The sequence below is a fragment of the Pseudomonas sp. Tri1 genome (assembly GCF_017968885.1).
Lineage (GTDB): Bacteria > Pseudomonadota > Gammaproteobacteria > Pseudomonadales > Pseudomonadaceae > Aquipseudomonas.
In genome coordinates, this window is record NZ_CP072913.1 from 6508231 (window position 1) to 6524181 (window position 15951).

Annotated in this window: 16 protein-coding genes; 11 read left to right on the forward strand and 5 right to left on the reverse strand. The window is 61.3% G+C overall.

Going from position 1 to position 15951, the window contains the following annotated elements:
- Positions 1-64 precede the first annotated feature (64 nt).
- The 3 genes from gltS to rph form a co-directional block, all read right to left on the reverse strand.
- Entirely contained in the window at positions 65-1270 is a 1206-nt protein-coding gene (gene gltS, locus J9870_RS28525; protein WP_210642022.1) for a sodium/glutamate symporter, read from the reverse strand.
- Positions 1271-1605: 335 nt separating this feature from the next.
- On the reverse strand, positions 1606-1974 hold the full coding sequence (locus J9870_RS28530; RefSeq protein ID WP_013694558.1) for a DUF4870 domain-containing protein: 369 nt from the start codon (positions 1972-1974) through the stop codon (positions 1606-1608).
- Positions 1975-2004: 30 nt separating this feature from the next.
- The gene (rph, locus tag J9870_RS28535; RefSeq protein ID WP_210642023.1) at positions 2005-2727 is read right to left on the reverse strand and encodes a ribonuclease PH; all 723 of its coding nucleotides are present in this window, start codon (positions 2725-2727) and stop codon (positions 2005-2007) included.
- Positions 2728-3000: 273 nt separating this feature from the next.
- Here rph and J9870_RS28540 point away from each other — a divergent pair, with 273 nt between their 5' ends.
- The 6 genes from J9870_RS28540 to J9870_RS28565 all read left to right on the forward strand — a co-directional run bounded on the left by J9870_RS28540 (position 3001) and on the right by J9870_RS28565 (position 8307).
- On the forward strand, positions 3001-3864 hold the full coding sequence (locus tag J9870_RS28540) for a YicC/YloC family endoribonuclease (RefSeq protein ID WP_210642024.1): 864 nt from the start codon (positions 3001-3003) through the stop codon (positions 3862-3864).
- A 12-nt stretch (positions 3865-3876) separates the two neighbouring features.
- Positions 3877-4497, forward strand: a complete 621-nt coding sequence (gmk, locus tag J9870_RS28545) for a guanylate kinase (protein ID WP_003206877.1) — start codon at positions 3877-3879, stop codon at positions 4495-4497.
- A 167-nt stretch (positions 4498-4664) separates the two neighbouring features.
- A complete protein-coding gene (rpoZ, locus tag J9870_RS28550; RefSeq protein ID WP_003177259.1) occupies positions 4665-4928 on the forward strand; it encodes a DNA-directed RNA polymerase subunit omega in 264 nt (87 codons plus the stop codon).
- A 60-nt stretch (positions 4929-4988) separates the two neighbouring features.
- Positions 4989-7094: a bifunctional GTP diphosphokinase/guanosine-3',5'-bis pyrophosphate 3'-pyrophosphohydrolase gene (gene spoT / locus J9870_RS28555; RefSeq protein ID WP_053190083.1), complete on the forward strand. Its 2106-nt coding sequence runs from the start codon at positions 4989-4991 to the stop codon at positions 7092-7094.
- 36 nt (positions 7095-7130) lie between these two features.
- Positions 7131-7511, forward strand: a complete 381-nt coding sequence (locus J9870_RS28560) for a RidA family protein (protein WP_014340863.1) — start codon at positions 7131-7133, stop codon at positions 7509-7511.
- 55 nt (positions 7512-7566) lie between these two features.
- Positions 7567-8307: a hypothetical protein gene (locus J9870_RS28565; protein WP_210642025.1), complete on the forward strand. Its 741-nt coding sequence runs from the start codon at positions 7567-7569 to the stop codon at positions 8305-8307.
- A gap of 48 nt (positions 8308-8355) precedes the next feature.
- On the opposite strand, the gene J9870_RS28570 is transcribed toward J9870_RS28565, so the two are convergent.
- Entirely contained in the window at positions 8356-9255 is a 900-nt protein-coding gene (locus tag J9870_RS28570; RefSeq protein ID WP_210642026.1) for a DMT family transporter, read from the reverse strand.
- A 294-nt stretch (positions 9256-9549) separates the two neighbouring features.
- Complete coding sequence (locus J9870_RS28575; RefSeq protein WP_210642027.1) at positions 9550-10407, reverse strand: NAD-dependent epimerase/dehydratase family protein; 858 nt, start codon at positions 10405-10407, stop codon at positions 9550-9552.
- A gap of 188 nt (positions 10408-10595) precedes the next feature.
- Here J9870_RS28575 and exbB point away from each other — a divergent pair, with 188 nt between their 5' ends.
- The 5 genes from exbB (at position 10596) to recG (ending at position 15940) form a co-directional block, all read left to right on the forward strand.
- Positions 10596-11576 (forward strand): tonB-system energizer ExbB, encoded by a 981-nt coding sequence (gene exbB, locus J9870_RS28580; RefSeq protein ID WP_210642028.1) that lies wholly within the window; start codon positions 10596-10598, stop codon positions 11574-11576.
- A gap of 6 nt (positions 11577-11582) precedes the next feature.
- Positions 11583-12011 (forward strand): TonB system transport protein ExbD, encoded by a 429-nt coding sequence (gene exbD, locus J9870_RS28585; protein ID WP_025216142.1) that lies wholly within the window; start codon positions 11583-11585, stop codon positions 12009-12011.
- Entirely contained in the window at positions 12008-12763 is a 756-nt protein-coding gene (locus tag J9870_RS28590; RefSeq protein ID WP_210642029.1) for an energy transducer TonB, read from the forward strand. The genes exbD and J9870_RS28590 overlap by 4 nt, the downstream gene beginning before the upstream one ends.
- Positions 12764-12934: 171 nt before the next feature.
- Entirely contained in the window at positions 12935-13855 is a 921-nt protein-coding gene (locus J9870_RS28595; RefSeq protein WP_210642030.1) for a hydrogen peroxide-inducible genes activator, read from the forward strand.
- Positions 13856-13864: 9 nt separating this feature from the next.
- Positions 13865-15940, forward strand: a complete 2076-nt coding sequence (recG, locus tag J9870_RS28600; protein WP_210642031.1) for an ATP-dependent DNA helicase RecG — start codon at positions 13865-13867, stop codon at positions 15938-15940.
- Positions 15941-15951: the final 11 nt, after the last annotated feature.

Consider the following 15951-nt stretch of genomic DNA (forward strand, 5'->3'; position numbering starts at 1 on the left):
TGCCCGTATCGCAAGATACGGGCATTTTTTTTCAGGCCGGCGCTACTCACGCATACGCGGAACCTCAAGCAGCGGCAAAGAACGGCAGGGCAAGGTACAGCTTAATCACGATGACATTAATAATGTCGATGAAAAAAGCCCCCACCATGGGCACCACCAGAAACGCTATCTGCGAAGGCCCATAGCGCTGCGTCACCGCCTGCATGTTAGCGATGGCTGTTGGCGTGGCGCCCAGTCCAAAACCGCAATGTCCTGCCGCCAGTACCGCCGCATCATAGTTACGACCCATCATTCTGAACGTCACGAAAATCGCAAACAGCGCCATGGCTAACGCTTGTACAGCCAGGATGATGAAGATCGGCAAAGCCAGTGCCGCCAGATCCCACAGCTTGAGCGACATCAGAGCGATCGCCAGGAACAGCGACAAACTGACATTTCCCAGTACAGAAACTTCACGCTCAAACACTTGGTACAAGCCCAGCGCTGAAAGTCCATTGCGTAAAACAACACCGACGAACAAGACGCAAACAAAGGTCGGCAACTCAAGTGCTGTTTCATGGAGCAAACCATTCAACAGGGAGCCGGCCAGTAGGCTGACCGCGATCAGGGCAAGCGTCTCGATAAACGAAAACGAGGTAATCGAACGCTCTTTGTTCGGTTGCTCAAAGCCCTTTGGCAGACGCGGCTTTTCCTGCTCCAGGCCGGGTAGCTGGACACGCTTGACCAGTAGTCGAGCCACCGGCCCCCCAATCAGGCCACCCAGTACCAAACCAAACGTCGCAGAAGCCATCGCAAGTTCGGAAGCGGAAGCCAGGCCGAACTTCTCACTGAACAGGGTCCCCCACGCAGCACCTGTACCGTGCCCTCCTGCCAAAGTAATCGAGCCTGTCAGCAGGCCCATCAGTGGATCGAGCCCCAGCATTTTTGCAAGCCCGATGCCCATGGCATTCTGGACCACCAGGAGCCCGACGACCGCCAGCAGGAAAACCCCCACTACGCGCCCGCCCTTCTTCAGGCTGGCGAAGTCTGCACTCAAGCCAATGGTGGCAAAAAACGCCAGCATCAAGGGCGACTGCAGTGAAGTATCGAATCGCACTTCAATATCGAGGAGGCGCAAAGCCAGGAGAACCAGGGCAACTACCAGACCGCCGGCTACCGGTTCAGGGATATTGTAAGTGCGCAAGAAACCGACACGGGCGACAAGTCCACGTCCCAGTAAAAGCACTAAAGAAGCGGCTACCAGTGTTCCATAAAAATCGAGCTGAACCATCGGGGTTTATTCTTGAGCAGATATTCAGAAGCGAACTGTTTACCTGGACACGCCTCTTGAACAGGTTGATCGCATCAACACTAATTGATTGTTTTATTCAAGGACCTTCAATGGCCTGAATATATCGAAATATTTCTTGATGAATATAACTTGGCGCAACCTTATCAAGAACATTGGCCGCACCAGGACTATTTAGTTGTGACTGGAAGTGTATGAGCGGCACATATGAGGTTCGAACACTTACCCGCTCCCAAAACAAATGCCCCGACAAGTCGGGGCATTTGTTTGAATCGCTGCAAACGGGTTATCTCAAACCGGGTTGCCAACTTCTTCCGTTACTTGACCAACCGCCAGGTAAACGGATATCGGTACGGCTGCCCTTCATTGGCCTTCACCCCACCGATGATGGTCAGCACCAGCGCACCAATAGCCACCAGGCCAAACAGGAAGAAGCCGATGACCACGACCATCAGCAGCAAGCTGATCGCCGAGGCAATGGCCACGGTGATCTGGAAGTTCAGCGCTTCCTTGCCCTGAGCATCGATGAACGGGTCGGATTCGCGCTTGAGCTGCCAGAGCACCAACGGTCCGATCAACGTACCGAACGGAATCCAGATCCCCAACAAGGCAGACAGGTGACAAAACATTGCCCATTGACGCGCCTCTTTGCTCGGCTGGGGCAGTAGGATTTGCTCATCACTCATGACGCTCTCCTTGTCTGAAGCGTGAATCGATCAGTCAGCCAATGCGGCCTTTTGCAGTTCGAAAATTTCGTTCATGCCTTTCTTCGCCAACTCCAGCATAGCGTTCAATTCCGCCGGCTGGAACGGCGCGCCTTCGGCGGTGCCCTGGACTTCGATGAAGCCCCCGGCGCTGGTCATGACCACGTTCAGGTCGGTCTCGGCAGCGGAGTCTTCCAGATAGTCCAAATCCAGCACCGGCTCGCCCTGGTACATGCCCACGGACACAGCGGCGATCATCTGCTTGAGCGGGTCGCCGCCCTTGAGGCCGCCACGCTTCTTGATCACTTTCAAGGCGTCGACCAGCGCGACCATGGCACCGGTAATGGACGCAGTACGCGTGCCGCCATCGGCCTGAATCACGTCGCAATCGACATACAGCGTCACGTCGCCCAGCTTGGACATGTCCAGCGCGGCGCGCAGCGAACGGCCGATCAGGCGCTGGATTTCCAGGGTACGACCGCCCTGCTTGCCACGGCTGGCTTCGCGCTGGTTCCGCTCACCGGTGGCGCGCGGCAACATGCCGTATTCGGCGGTCAACCAGCCTTGGCCCTGGCCCTTGAGGAACCGTGGCACGCCGTTTTCGACGCTGACCGTGCAGATAACCTTGGTATCACCGAATTCGACCAGTACAGACCCCTCGGCGTGTTTGGTGTAGTTGCGGGTAATGCGGATCGAGCGAAGCTGATCGGCAGCGCGACCACTTGGACGTTTCATAGGGAACACCTGTACAGAGGACGGAAAACTGCCGAGCATTATAGAGCCGTGAATCGTCATAGGGCAGTTAAACGTAGCGAGTTCTAAAAAGCCGATGCGAGCAAAGGCGCGCAAAGGGCCGCCCGACGGGCTGCTGCGCTTTGTCACAAGCGCGGTTGGGGCATACGCCTCACTGCGCTACAATCCTGCGCCTTTGCTACCCTTCGGCTTTTATTCACAGATTCCAGGCTCCACGACCACCGGTTGTGGCCGCCTGCATTGCGAGGAACCTCCATGGTGCACAGCATGACTGCCTTCGCCCGCGTCGAAAAGGCCGGGGCCCAAGGCACGCTGAGTTGGGAACTGCGCTCGGTGAACAGCCGTTACCTGGAGCCGCACCTGCGCCTGCCTGAATCCTTTCGCGACCTCGAAGGCGGCGTGCGCGAGGCGCTGCGCCAAGGCCTGTCCCGGGGCAAGCTGGAATGCACCCTGCGTTTTATCGAAGAAAGCACCGGCAAGACGCTGCAGGTAGACCGCGAGCGCGCCGCACAGCTGGTGGCTGCAGCCGAAACCGTCGCCAGCCTGATCAACAACCCTGCCGCCCTGAACCCACTGGAAGTCCTGGCCTGGCCCGGCGTGCTCGTGGGCGATGCGAGCGACCCGCAAGCGCTGAACGCCGAGGCGATGGCGTTGTTCAATGAAGGGCTCAAGGAGCTCAAGGCCGGCCGCGAGCGTGAAGGCGCCGAGCTGGCCCGGTTGATCAACGAGCGCCTGACCTCCATTGAAGAAGACGTCAGCACCCTGCGCGAACTGGTCCCGCAGATGCTCGCCACCCAGCGCCAGAAAGTCCTCGATCGCTTCGCCGACATGAAGGCTGAGCTGGACCCGCAGCGCCTGGAACAGGAAATGGTCATGCTCGCGCAAAAAAGCGACGTGGCCGAAGAACTGGATCGCCTGAGCACCCACATCATCGAAGTTCGCCGGGTGCTCAAGTCCGGTGGTGCGGCCGGTCGCCGCCTCGATTTCCTGATGCAGGAACTCAACCGCGAAGCCAATACACTGGGCTCCAAAGCCTTCGACCCGCGCAGCACCCAGGCTGCGGTCAACCTCAAGGTGTTGATCGAGCAGATGCGCGAACAAGTGCAGAACATTGAGTAAGGCTAACCCGACATGACCCACAGCACCGGCACTCTCTACATCATTTCCGCGCCCTCGGGCGCCGGCAAGACCAGCCTGGTCAAGGCGTTGATCGACGCCGAGCCGCAGATCCGCGTCTCGGTCTCGCACACCACCCGCGCCATGCGCCCGGGGGAGGTGAACGGGGTGAATTATCACTTCGTCGATCGCGAAGAATTCGTGAAGATGGCCGAACACGGCGACTTCCTGGAGCGTGCCGAAGTTTTCGGCAACCTTTATGGCACTTCACAAAGCTATTTGCAGCAGACCCTGGACGAAGGCCACGACCTGATCCTGGAAATCGACTGGCAAGGTGCCGAGCAGGTACGCAAGCTCATGCCCCAGGCTCGTTCGATCTTTATCCTGCCGCCAAGCCAGCAAGCCTTGCGCCAGCGCCTGACCAACCGTGGCCAGGACAGCGACGACATCATCGAAGGCCGGATGCGCGAAGCGGTCAGCGAAATGAGCCATTACGTCGACTACGATTACCTGATCATCAACGACGATTTCGCCCATGCGCTGGACGACCTGAAGGCGATTTTCCGCGCCAGCCAGCTGCAGCAGAAACGCCAGCAGCAACGTTTCGGTAAATTATTGGCCGAATTGTTGGGCTGATCAGCCCTTCCCAAAACCGCTGCGACGGCTTTACATTGGTAGTCGCAGCGCGCCGAGGGGTTTGGTTAAAAAATCAGCGCTTCCCTAAACGCTGGTGTTTTTTTAAACTGTCGAGTCCGCTCGCCCAACCGGGCAGCGCGCATATTGCATTCGCTCCGAGGAATACCATGGCCCGCGTAACCGTTGAAGACTGCCTAGAACACGTGGAAAACCGCTTTGAGCTGGTCATGCTCTCTACCAAGCGTGCCCGTCAACTGGCCACCGGTGGCAAAGAGCCGTTGGTCCAGTGGGAAAACGACAAGCCTACTGTAGTAGCGCTGCGTGAAATCGCCGAAGGCCTGATGAGCTACGAGTTCATCGCCAACGCTGAAATCGTCGAAGACGAACCGCTGTTCGCAGCGTTCGAGGACGAGTCCAACGAGGCGGTCTAAGCCTATGCCTGGTCGACGTAGCACGGCGCGGGGTCACAGCAAACGGCAGGAGTCATCATCATGCCGAGCATAGACGCCCTCGCCGATCGCTTATCGGCCTACCTCGGCACGGACCAGGTCAATCTGGTCCGCCGAGCCTATTTCTACGCTGAACAAGCCCACGACGGCCAACGCCGGCGTAGCGGCGAGGCGTACGTCACGCATCCTCTTGCAGTGGCGAATATTCTTGCCGACATGCACATGGACCATCAAAGCCTGATGGCGGCGATGCTGCATGACGTGATCGAAGACACCGGCATTGCCAAGGAAGCGCTGCAAGCGCAGTTCGGCGAAACCGTGGCCGAACTGGTCGACGGGGTCAGCAAACTGACCCAGATGAACTTCGAGACCAAGGCCGAGGCCCAGGCCGAGAACTTCCAGAAAATGGCCATGGCCATGGCGCGCGATATCCGTGTGATCCTGGTCAAGCTCGCCGACCGCTTGCACAACATGCGCACCCTGGAAGTGCTGTCCGGCGAAAAACGCCGACGCATCGCCAAGGAAACCCTGGAAATCTACGCACCCATCGCCAATCGCCTGGGCATGCACGCGATCCGCATCGAGTTCGAAGACCTCGGTTTCAAGGCCATGCACCCTATGCGTTCGGCGCGGATCAACCAGGCCGTCAAGCGTGCTCGGGGCAACCGCAAGGAAATCGTCAACAAGATCGAAGAGTCCCTGAGCCACTGCCTGGCCATCGACGGCATCGAAGGCGAAGTCAGCGGGCGGCAGAAACACCTCTACGGCATCTACAAGAAAATGCGCGGCAAGCGTCGGGCCTTCAACGAGATCATGGACGTCTACGCGTTCCGGATCATCGTCGACAAGGTCGATACCTGCTACCGCGTACTGGGTGCTGTGCATAATTTGTACAAACCGTTACCGGGGCGCTTCAAGGATTACATCGCGATTCCCAAGGCCAACGGCTATCAGTCGCTACACACCACGTTGTTCGGCATGCACGGTGTACCGATCGAAATCCAGATCCGCACCCGTGAAATGGAAGAGATGGCCAACAACGGCATCGCTGCCCACTGGCTGTACAAATCCAGCGGCGACGAACAACCCAAGAGCACCCACGCCCGGGCCCGACAGTGGGTCAAGGGCGTGCTGGAAATGCAGCAGCGGGCCGGCAACTCCCTGGAATTCATTGAAAGCGTGAAGATCGACCTGTTTCCGGACGAGGTCTACGTCTTTACGCCCAAAGGTCGGATCATGGAGCTGCCCAAAGGCTCCACGGCCGTGGACTTCGCCTACGCCGTGCACACCGACGTCGGCAACAGCTGCATCGCGTGCCGGATCAACCGACGCCTGGCGCCGTTGTCCGAACCGCTGCAAAGCGGCTCCACGGTGGAAATCGTCAGCGCCCCCGGCGCCCGGCCGAACCCGGCGTGGCTCAATTTCGTGGTCACCGGTAAGGCCCGCACCCATATCCGCCATGCCCTGAAGCTGCAACGCCGCTCCGAATCCATCAGCCTCGGCGAACGCCTGCTGAACAAAGTGCTGAACGGTTTCGACAGCTCCCTGGACAAGATCCCGGCCGAGCGCGTGCAACTCATGCTCCACGAATACCGTCTCGAGCTGATCGAAGACCTGCTCGAAGACATCGGCTTGGGCAATCGCATGGCCTACGTTGTCGCCCGCCGCCTGCTCGGCGAAGGCGAACAGCTGCCTAGCCCCGAAGGCCCGCTGGCGATTCGCGGCACCGAGGGCCTGGTGCTCAGTTACGCCAAGTGCTGCACGCCGATCCCGGGCGACCCGATTGTCGGCCACCTGTCCGCCGGCAAAGGGATGGTGGTGCACCTGGACAACTGCCGCAACATCAGCGAAATCCGCCACAACCCGGAAAAATGCATCCAGCTCTCCTGGGCCAAGGATGTCACCGGCGAATTCAACGTCGAGCTGCGGGTCGAGCTGGAGCACCAGCGCGGCCTGATCGCCCTGTTGGCCAGCAGCGTCAACGCCGCCGATGGCAATATCGAAAAAATCAGCATGGACGAACGCGATGGCCGCATCAGCGTGGTCCAACTGGTGGTCAGCGTGCACGACCGCGTGCATCTGGCCCGCGTGATCAAGAAATTGCGTGCCCTGACGGGCGTCATCCGCATCACCCGGATGCGCGCATAGCCCCCCAATAGGCCCATCCATTACAAGGAGTCATCAATGACCAAGACCGTTATCACCAGCGACAAGGCCCCGGCCGCCATCGGTACTTATTCCCAGGCGATCAAGGCGGGCAACACCGTGTACATGTCGGGCCAGATCCCGCTGGACCCCAAGACCATGGAGCTGGTGGAAGGCTTCGAAGCCCAGACCGTGCAGGTGTTCGAAAACCTCAAGGCCGTGGCCGAAGCTGCCGGTGGTTCGTTCAAGGACATCGTCAAGCTCAACATCTTCCTCACCGACCTGAGCCACTTCGCCAAGGTCAACGAGATCATGGGCAAATATTTCGACCAGCCTTACCCTGCCCGTGCCGCCATCGGCGTGGCAGCCCTGCCAAAGGGCGCGCAGGTTGAGATGGATGCCATCCTGGTCATCGAGTAATAAGGTCGGCGCAGCCTCCCCCGCTGCGCCGTTTTCGTCTTGAAAGGATTCCACCATGCGCAAAGCGCTTGCTTTCTCGTTGGTCGCCCTGCTCCTGGGCGGCTGCGCCAGCGACCCTGCCGACCGTGACATCAGCGGTACCTGGATCAACCAGGCAGCCATCGACGCTGCCGCCAAGGGTGGCCCGCTTCGCGAGGCATTGCAGGGCTATGGCCCCAACCTGGAATGGGACGTCAACACCCGGGCTGGCCAGGCGCGCTACACCAACGGCTTTGAAAATGTCGAAGGCAAATTGCTGGGCGAAGAAGACGGCGCCTGGAAAGTCGATTTCTACGGCAGCTCCGCCAGCGAACTGAAGCGCGACGGCAACCAGTTGAACCAGGCGGCTACCGAGAACGAGCCGCAGCAGGTGTTCGACCGCGCACAAGTCCAGGTCCCGGAAGGCGCGCCCATCGGCGCCAGTTTCGAGCGAGCGCTGTATGCCGCCTACCTCGGCGGCACCTGGAACATCCTCAACGGCCCCGGCCAGGGCGCCAGCGTGCAATTCCAGCCCGACGGCCAGGTCAGCGGCCTGCCGGGTGCTGATCGTTACGCCCTGTGCCTGGCGGGCGACTGCGCCTCCATGAGCGGCGGCAACGACAATATCTGGCTGCAGCACAATGGCCAGGGCAACACCTGGATCTTTGCCCGCGACGGCAAGAAGCTGGAAATCTTCCAAACCGTCAATACCGCGCTGGCCGATGAAATGCCGTCGTTCACGCCGGGTACTCGGCAGTGGTTGTTGGAAAAGCAGTAAGCGAGACGGCGCCTTGAAATAAATGTACGGGCGCCCTCCGGTCAAGGTTCACGCGCGAGATGGGACAGGCTTTTTTCTGCCCAGGCGGATCAGCTCATTGGAGAAACACAACCCAACGATGATCAGCAGCGCTCCCGGATACAGGCTTTCGCGGGGCACTTCATTGAGCACTACAAACGCCAGCAGCGCGGCGAAAAGCGGCTCGGTCAGCTCCAAGGCTTGCACCTGGGATGGCTTGAGGTACTCGATTGCCTTGGTGGTGCAGAAAAAGCCGAGGATGGTCGGCAGCGCAGCCAACCCCAGCAGTGCGGCAATTGCCAAGGGCGACAGTTCACCGATGACGAAGCCGTCGGCCGAAGCCGGCATAAGCAAGTACAGGCTGCCGAAGAACAGCAACTGACGAGTAAAGTGCAGCCCACCGGACACCCCCATCCCCTTCATGGCTACCGAAAACGCCCCGTAGCCGCAGCCCGCCATGGAAGCGAGTGCAACGCCTTGGAGCGTGAAGCCCTGTCGCAGGTCGGCGCCGAAGATCACCGCGATTCCGGCGATAGCCAGAGCGGCACCCACGGTGGCGTTCGCGGTGATCGCATCCTTGAGAAATATGCGTGCGAGCACAATCGAGGAGATGGAAGCACTGGCCATCAGCATCACCACTACGCCCGCCGCGGCGTAATGCCGATAGGCAGCCGTTTCGAAGTGGAACAGCACAAAGATACCGAGAAACGCGCAGATCGCCGCCTGGGTCCATTTGGCCGTCGTTGTCGGGCGCTTGAGAAATAGCAGCAAGGCTGAGAGCAGCACACAACCCAGGACCGTCTTTATGACGGCGACACTGCTGGCAGTGAAACCATTACTCATGAGCACTTTACTGAGCACGCCTATCGTGGCGTTAAGCGCGGCGGCGGAGAGTGCAAAGATAACGCCTTTGCTGAAACTAGCTTGCATTGATGACGGTCCCTGTCGCTGTTAGGTAGGCTCGAACGGATTGACTGAAGCGGTTGCGGGTGGCCTGCACATCGCTCTTGGCTTGGGCAAGCGTCGGACAATGCTCCGCGAGCTCGATGAAGCAAGTCAAGACCGGAAGGTGCTGAGCTACGGTAAGAGCCAAACAGGAAACCCCATCGTCAGGCACACGCCGAGCAGGCTCTGCCTGAACGAACAAGCCCGCTTGCCACAGGACTCGGCGTTTGGCTCTCCGGCAATGAGTGAGCCTTTGCCTAAAGACCCGTTGATGCCGGGTCAGCAGCGCCCTTCCAGAATCGCTGCATACCCCTCACGAAAACTCGGATACCGCGGCGTCCAGCCCAAGGCCTTGGCCCGGGCATTGCTGCAGCGTTTACTGCCGGCGCGGCGTACGCTGGCGTTTTCAGCCCATTGGGTGACGCCCATGTATTCACGCAACCAGCCCACCACCTCGGCCAGCGCGGCGGGGGCATCGTCGACGCCGATGTAGCAGTCTTCCAGGGTTTTGCCCTGGCGATCGGCGTCCAACAGGAACGCCAGCAGGCCCGCCGCATCGTCGGCATGGATGCGGTTGGCGTACAGGGGTGGGTCTTCCACCACGCTATAGCCCTGGCGCACCTGGCTCAACAGCCACTCACGACCCGGGCCATAGATGCCGGTCAGGCGCACGCGGCTGGCCGGGATGCCGCTGTCCAGCGCCACTTGTTCGGCCTCGAGCATCAGCCGACCGGAGTAACCGCTGGCCTCGGTGACCGAGGTTTCATCGACCCACTCACCCTTCTGCTGGCCATAGACACTGCTGCTGGACACAAAAAGCAGACGCTTGGGCCGCTGGCCGTGCTGCTTCAACCAACCCAACACATGCTGCAACCCTTCGATGTACGCCGCGCGATAGCCTGCTTCGTCATGCTCGGTGGCGGCGGCGCTGTACACCAGGTAATCCAGCGCTCCGGTGGGCCATTCGACAGGACACTGCTCGCTGAACAAATCCCCAGCCACCCCGACAACCCCGGCCGGCAGGTGCGAAATCGTACGGCGCAAGCCATGGACCAGCCAATTTTCGGCCACTAACCGGCTGGCCAGGCGACCGCCGATATCACCGCAGCCGGCGATCAAAACAGAAGGCGCGGACATCAAAAACTCCTCTGGCAAAGCCCCAGACTAGCCTCCGTAGAGGATGAGCGGCTAGCCATGCGACAAAAAAAGTAACTGTATTACTTTTGTTAACAAGAATTACTTGCAATAATGCCCACCACTTTTGTTCTCGGCCCCACGAGGCCTGGAAGAACATCAACCTTCTTTTCCTCTCAGGTCCGGCCAGCATGAAACGCTCAATATCCCTCGCTTCGCCAACCAACCGACCTCGCGCCTGGAGCGCTGTGGCAGCCCTGCTGCTGAGCCTGCTACTGGCGCCCGCCGCCGCGTTCGCCGATGCTCAGGCGCCAGCCACCAATCCGGCTACCGCACCCGCATCTGCCCAGGCACCCGCCGACGCCAGTGCTCCCGTAGCGACGCCGGTGGCCACCGAGCCGGCCCAAGCCGTCGAGGCTAGCGCCGCCGATGCCCCCGAAGTGCTCGAAGCCGATAACTCCCTGGGCATGGCCCACGATCTGTCACCTTGGGGCATGTACAAGAACGCCGACATCATCGTGAAGATCGTGATGATCGGCCTGGCCATCGCCTCGATCATCACCTGGACTATCTGGATCGCCAAGGGCTTCGAGCTGTTGGGTGCCAAGCGTCGCTTGCGTGGCGAAATCGCCGCCCTGAAAAAGGCCACCACCCTCAAGGAAGCCAGCGCCAGCGCTGCTAAGGAAGGCACCCTGGCCAACCTGTTGGTGCATGACGCGCTCGAAGAGATGCGCCTGTCGGCCAACAGCCGCGAGAAGGAAGGCATCAAGGAACGCGTGAGCTTCCGCCTCGAACGCTTGGTGGCCGCCTGTGGCCGCAACATGAGCAGCGGCACCGGCGTGCTCGCCACCATCGGTTCCACTGCGCCGTTCGTCGGCCTGTTCGGCACCGTGTGGGGCATCATGAACAGCTTCATCGGCATCGCCAAGACCCAGACCACCAACCTCGCCGTCGTCGCTCCCGGCATCGCCGAAGCCCTGCTGGCGACCGCGCTCGGCCTGGTCGCGGCCATCCCGGCCGTGGTCATCTACAACGTCTTCGCCCGCTCCATTGCCGGTTACAAGGCCCAGGTCTCCGACGCCTCGGCCGAAGTCCTGCTGCTGGTCAGCCGCGACCTCGACCACCTGCCGCCCGAGCGCGGCTCGCAACCGCACATGGTGAAAGTGGGGTAATCGGCCATGGGCCTGCATTTGAAAGAAGGCGCAGACGACGATCTGGCCGAGAACCACGAAATCAACGTCACGCCCTTCATCGACGTGATGCTGGTGCTGCTGATCATCTTCATGGTCGCCGCCCCGCTCGCCACCGTGGACATCAAGGTTGACCTCCCCGCCTCGACGGCCAAGCCCTCGCCGCGGCCGGAGAAACCGGTGTTCCTGAGCGTCAAGGCCGACCAGCGCCTGTTCCTCGGCGAAGACGAGGTCAAGACCGAAAGCCTCGGTGCGACCCTCGATGCCAAGACCCAGGGCAAGAAGGACACGACGATCTTCTTCCAGGCCGACAAAGGCGTGGATTACGGCGACCTCATGAACGTGATGGACGCCCTGCGCGCCGCCGGTTACTTGAAGGTCGGCCTGGTCGGACTCGAGACGGCGCCCAAGAAATGATCACGACGCGCCAAAAGCTGACGCGTTACAGCGGTAGCCTGGCCGTGGTGCTGGGCGTGCACGCGCTTGCCATCGCGCTGGCGCTGAACTGGACGTCCCGCCCACCCATCGAGTTGCCCCCCCAGGCGATGATGGTCGAGCTGGCGCCAGTGCCCGCCCCGCCGCCACCCGCACCGCCGAAAGTCGTCATGCCGCCGCAACCGCCGGAGCCGGTCGAAGAATTGCCGCTGCCTAAACTGGCCGAAGCACCGAAAGCCGAGATTGCCGTGCCCAAACCGGTCAAGCCCAAGCCGAAGCCTCAACCGCCCAAGCCCAAGCCGGTGGAGAAAAAACCGGAGCCGCCCAAGGAAGTCCCGTCGCAGCAGAAGCCCAGCGACACTCCGCCCACCCCGGCACCGACCGAGAAATCCGCGCAACCGGCCCCCGGCCCATCGCCCGCGCAATCGGCTGCCAAGGCCAATTGGCAAGGCACGCTGCTGGCGCACCTGGGCAAGTACAAAAAGTACCCACCCAGGGCCCAGCAGATGAACAAGGAAGGCACCAACCGCCTGCGTTTCGTGGTGGATGCCGAAGGTAATGTGTTGTCATTCGAATTGGTGGGCAGTTCCGGCACGGACTCTCTGGACCGTGCCACCCTGGAAATGATCCGTCGTGCCCAGCCGCTGCCCAAGCCGCCGGCCGAGCTGTTGACCAACGGCACCGTCGAACTGACAGCGCCGTTTGTGTACTCCATCGACAAGCGTCGGCGCTGATCCCTCGTCACAATGATTAGAACCGACCAAAAGGCATCGAAAGATGCCTTTTCCATATCCGGCAACCACCCAACAGGCATTGGACAGTGTCATACCCCGCCTCCAGTCTGATAACGTGCGTCTATCGATTGCAGCCGGTATGCTTGGCTCGCAACTTCATGGACGCTTGCTATGACCCTCACAGAATTACGCTACATCGTCACCCTCGCCCAAGAGCAGCATTTCGGCCACGCGGCCGAACGTTGCCATGTCAGCCAGCCGACACTGTCGGTGGGTGTGAAAAAGCTTGAAGACGAGCTCGGTGTGCTGATTTTCGAGCGCAGCAAAAGCGCCGTGCGCCTTACCCCCGTCGGCGAAGGCATCGTGGCCCAGGCACAAAAAGTACTGGAACAGGCCCAAGGCATCCGCGAACTGGCCCAGGCCGGCAAGAACCAACTGACCGCCCCGCTGAAAGTCGGCGCGATCTACACCGTTGGCCCCTACCTGTTCCCACACCTGATTCCGCAACTGCACCGGGTTGCCCCGCAGATGCCGTTGTACATCGAAGAAAACTTCACCCATGTGCTGCGTGACAAACTGCGCAACGGCGAACTGGACGCGATCATCATCGCCCTGCCGTTCAACGAAGCCGACGTCCTGACCCTGCCGCTCTATGACGAGCCGTTCTACGTCCTGATGCCGGCCCAGCACCCCTGGACCCAGAAAAAAACCATCGACGCCGCTCTGCTCAACGACAAGAGCCTGCTGCTGCTCGGTGAAGGCCATTGCTTCCGCGACCAGGTGCTCGAAGCCTGCCCGACCCTGACCAAAGGTGGCGAAGGCGCCAAGCACACCACGGTGGAATCCAGCTCCCTGGAAACCATCCGCCACATGGTCGCCTCGGGCCTGGGCATTTCGATCCTGCCGCTGTCGGCGGTGGACAGCCATCACTACGCTCCCGGCGTGATCGAAGTCCGCCCGCTGACAGCACCCGTACCGTTTCGCACCGTCGCCATCGCCTGGCGCGCCAGCTTCCCGCGGCCCAAGGCCATCGAGATCCTCGCTGACTCGATCCGCCTGTGTTCCGTGGCCAAGCCGCCCACAACCAAGTAAGCCGTCGCCATGACTGAGCTGTCGAAAGTGCCGGTCACGGCACTCAAGGGTGTCGGTGAAGCCATGGCCGAGAAACTGGCCAAGGTCGGCCTGGAAAACCTCCAGGACGTGCTGTTCCACCTGCCGCTGCGTTACCAGGACCGCACCCGTGTGGTGCCCATTGGCCATTTGCGCCCCGGGCAGGACGCCGTGATCGAAGGCACCGTCAGCGGCGCCGACGTGGTCATGGGCCGGCGCCGCAGCCTGGTGGTGCGCCTGCAGGACGGCACTGGCGGGCTCAGCTTGCGCTTCTATCACTTCAGCAACGCTCAAAAGGAAGGCCTCAAGCGTGGCACCCGCGTGCGCTGCTACGGCGAGGCCCGTCCCGGTGCCTCGGGACTGGAAATCTATCATCCGGAATACCGCGCCATCACCGGCGACGAGCCGCCGCCCGTGGATGAAACCCTGACCCCGGTCTATCCGCTCACCGAAGGTCTGACCCAACAACGCCTGCGCCAGCTCTGCCAGCAAACCCTGACTCTGCTCGGCCCCAGCAGCCTGCCCGATTGGCTGCCCACGGAACTGGCCCGGGACTATCAACTGGCGCCGTTGGCCGATGCAATCCGCTACCTGCACCACCCACCCGCCGATGCCGATGTCGACGAACTCGCCCTCGGCCATCACTGGGCACAGCACCGCCTGGCTTTCGAAGAACTGCTGACCCACCAGCTGTCGCAGCAACGCCTGCGCGAAAGCCTGCGCTCCCTACGCGCCCCTGCCATGCCCAAGGCCCGGGATCTACCGGCCCGCTACCTGGCCAACCTCGGTTTCACCCCCACGGGCGCCCAGCAGCGGGTCGGCAATGAAATCGCCTACGACCTGAGCCAGCCTGAACCGATGCTGCGGCTGATCCAGGGCGACGTGGGTGCCGGCAAGACCGTGGTTGCCGCCCTTGCCGCACTCCAAGCTCTGGAAGCGGGTTATCAAGTGGCGTTGATGGCGCCCACCGAGATTCTCGCCGAACAACATTTCATCACCTTCCAGCGCTGGCTCGAACCCTTGGGCATCGAAGTCGCCTGGCTGGCCGGCAAGCTCAAGGGCAAGAATCGCGCAGCCGCCCTGGCACAGATCGCCGAAGGCGCACCGATGGTGGTGGGCACCCATGCCTTGTTCCAGGACGAAGTGCAGTTCAAGAACCTGGCGTTGGTGATCATCGACGAACAGCACCGCTTCGGTGTACAGCAACGCCTGGCCCTGCGGCAGAAAGGCGTGGGCGGGCGGATGTGTCCGCATCAGTTGATCATGACCGCGACCCCGATCCCGCGGACCCTGGCCATGAGCGCCTACGCCGACCTCGACACCTCGATCCTCGACGAACTGCCGCCGGGCCGTACGCCGGTCAATACCGTGCTGGTCACCGATACCCGGCGGGTCGAAGTGATCGAGCGCGTGCGCAGCGCCTGTGCCGAAGGGCGCCAGGCCTACTGGGTGTGCACGCTGATCGAGGAATCGGAAGAGCTGACCTGCCAGGCCGCTGAAACCACCTATGAAGACCTCACCGCCGCCCTCGGCGAGCTGAAGGTCGGGCTGATCCATGGCCGCATGAAACCCGCCGAGAAAGCCGCCGTCATGGCTGAATTCAAGGCCGGCGCCCTGCAACTGCTGGTCGCCACCACAGTGATCGAGGTTGGTGTGGACGTGCCCAACGCCAGCCTGATGATCATCGAGAACCCCGAGCGCCTGGGCCTGGCGCAGTTGCACCAGTTGCGCGGCCGTGTCGGCCGGGGCAGTGCGGCCAGCCATTGCGTGCTGCTGTATCACCCGCCGCTGTCGCAGATCGGTCGGCAGCGCCTGGGCATCATGCGCGAAACCAACGACGGCTTTGTCATCGCCGAAAAAGACCTCGAACTGCGCGGCCCCGGCGAAATGCTCGGCACGCGCCAGACCGGTCTGCTTCAATTCAAGGTAGCCGACCTGATGCGCGACGCCGATCTGCTCCCCGCGGTACGCGACGCTGCCCAGGCTCTGCTGGAACGCTGGCCCGACCACGTCAGCCCGCTGCTGGATCGTTGGTTGCGTCATGGGCAGCAATATGGCCAAGTGTGAGCACGCTCTCA

What these genes read in the sequence shown, in the direction of transcription:
- gltS (WP_210642022.1), bottom strand. Translation starts at nt 1,270, where the DNA reads ATGGTTCAGCTCGATTTTTATGGAACACTGGTAGCCGCTTCTTTAGTG.
- J9870_RS28530 (WP_013694558.1), bottom strand. Translation starts at nt 1,974, where the DNA reads ATGAGTGATGAGCAAATCCTACTGCCCCAGCCGAGCAAAGAGGCGCGT.
- rph (WP_210642023.1), bottom strand. Translation starts at nt 2,727, where the DNA reads ATGAAACGTCCAAGTGGTCGCGCTGCCGATCAGCTTCGCTCGATCCGC.
- J9870_RS28540 (WP_210642024.1), top strand. Translation starts at nt 3,001, where the DNA reads ATGGTGCACAGCATGACTGCCTTCGCCCGCGTCGAAAAGGCCGGGGCC.
- gmk (WP_003206877.1), top strand. Translation starts at nt 3,877, where the DNA reads ATGACCCACAGCACCGGCACTCTCTACATCATTTCCGCGCCCTCGGGC.
- rpoZ (WP_003177259.1), top strand. Translation starts at nt 4,665, where the DNA reads ATGGCCCGCGTAACCGTTGAAGACTGCCTAGAACACGTGGAAAACCGC.
- spoT (WP_053190083.1), top strand. Translation starts at nt 4,989, where the DNA reads ATGCCGAGCATAGACGCCCTCGCCGATCGCTTATCGGCCTACCTCGGC.
- J9870_RS28560 (WP_014340863.1), top strand. Translation starts at nt 7,131, where the DNA reads ATGACCAAGACCGTTATCACCAGCGACAAGGCCCCGGCCGCCATCGGT.
- J9870_RS28565 (WP_210642025.1), top strand. Translation starts at nt 7,567, where the DNA reads ATGCGCAAAGCGCTTGCTTTCTCGTTGGTCGCCCTGCTCCTGGGCGGC.
- J9870_RS28570 (WP_210642026.1), bottom strand. Translation starts at nt 9,255, where the DNA reads ATGCAAGCTAGTTTCAGCAAAGGCGTTATCTTTGCACTCTCCGCCGCC.
- J9870_RS28575 (WP_210642027.1), bottom strand. Translation starts at nt 10,407, where the DNA reads ATGTCCGCGCCTTCTGTTTTGATCGCCGGCTGCGGTGATATCGGCGGT.
- exbB (WP_210642028.1), top strand. Translation starts at nt 10,596, where the DNA reads ATGAAACGCTCAATATCCCTCGCTTCGCCAACCAACCGACCTCGCGCC.
- exbD (WP_025216142.1), top strand. Translation starts at nt 11,583, where the DNA reads ATGGGCCTGCATTTGAAAGAAGGCGCAGACGACGATCTGGCCGAGAAC.
- J9870_RS28590 (WP_210642029.1), top strand. Translation starts at nt 12,008, where the DNA reads ATGATCACGACGCGCCAAAAGCTGACGCGTTACAGCGGTAGCCTGGCC.
- J9870_RS28595 (WP_210642030.1), top strand. Translation starts at nt 12,935, where the DNA reads ATGACCCTCACAGAATTACGCTACATCGTCACCCTCGCCCAAGAGCAG.
- recG (WP_210642031.1), top strand. Translation starts at nt 13,865, where the DNA reads ATGACTGAGCTGTCGAAAGTGCCGGTCACGGCACTCAAGGGTGTCGGT.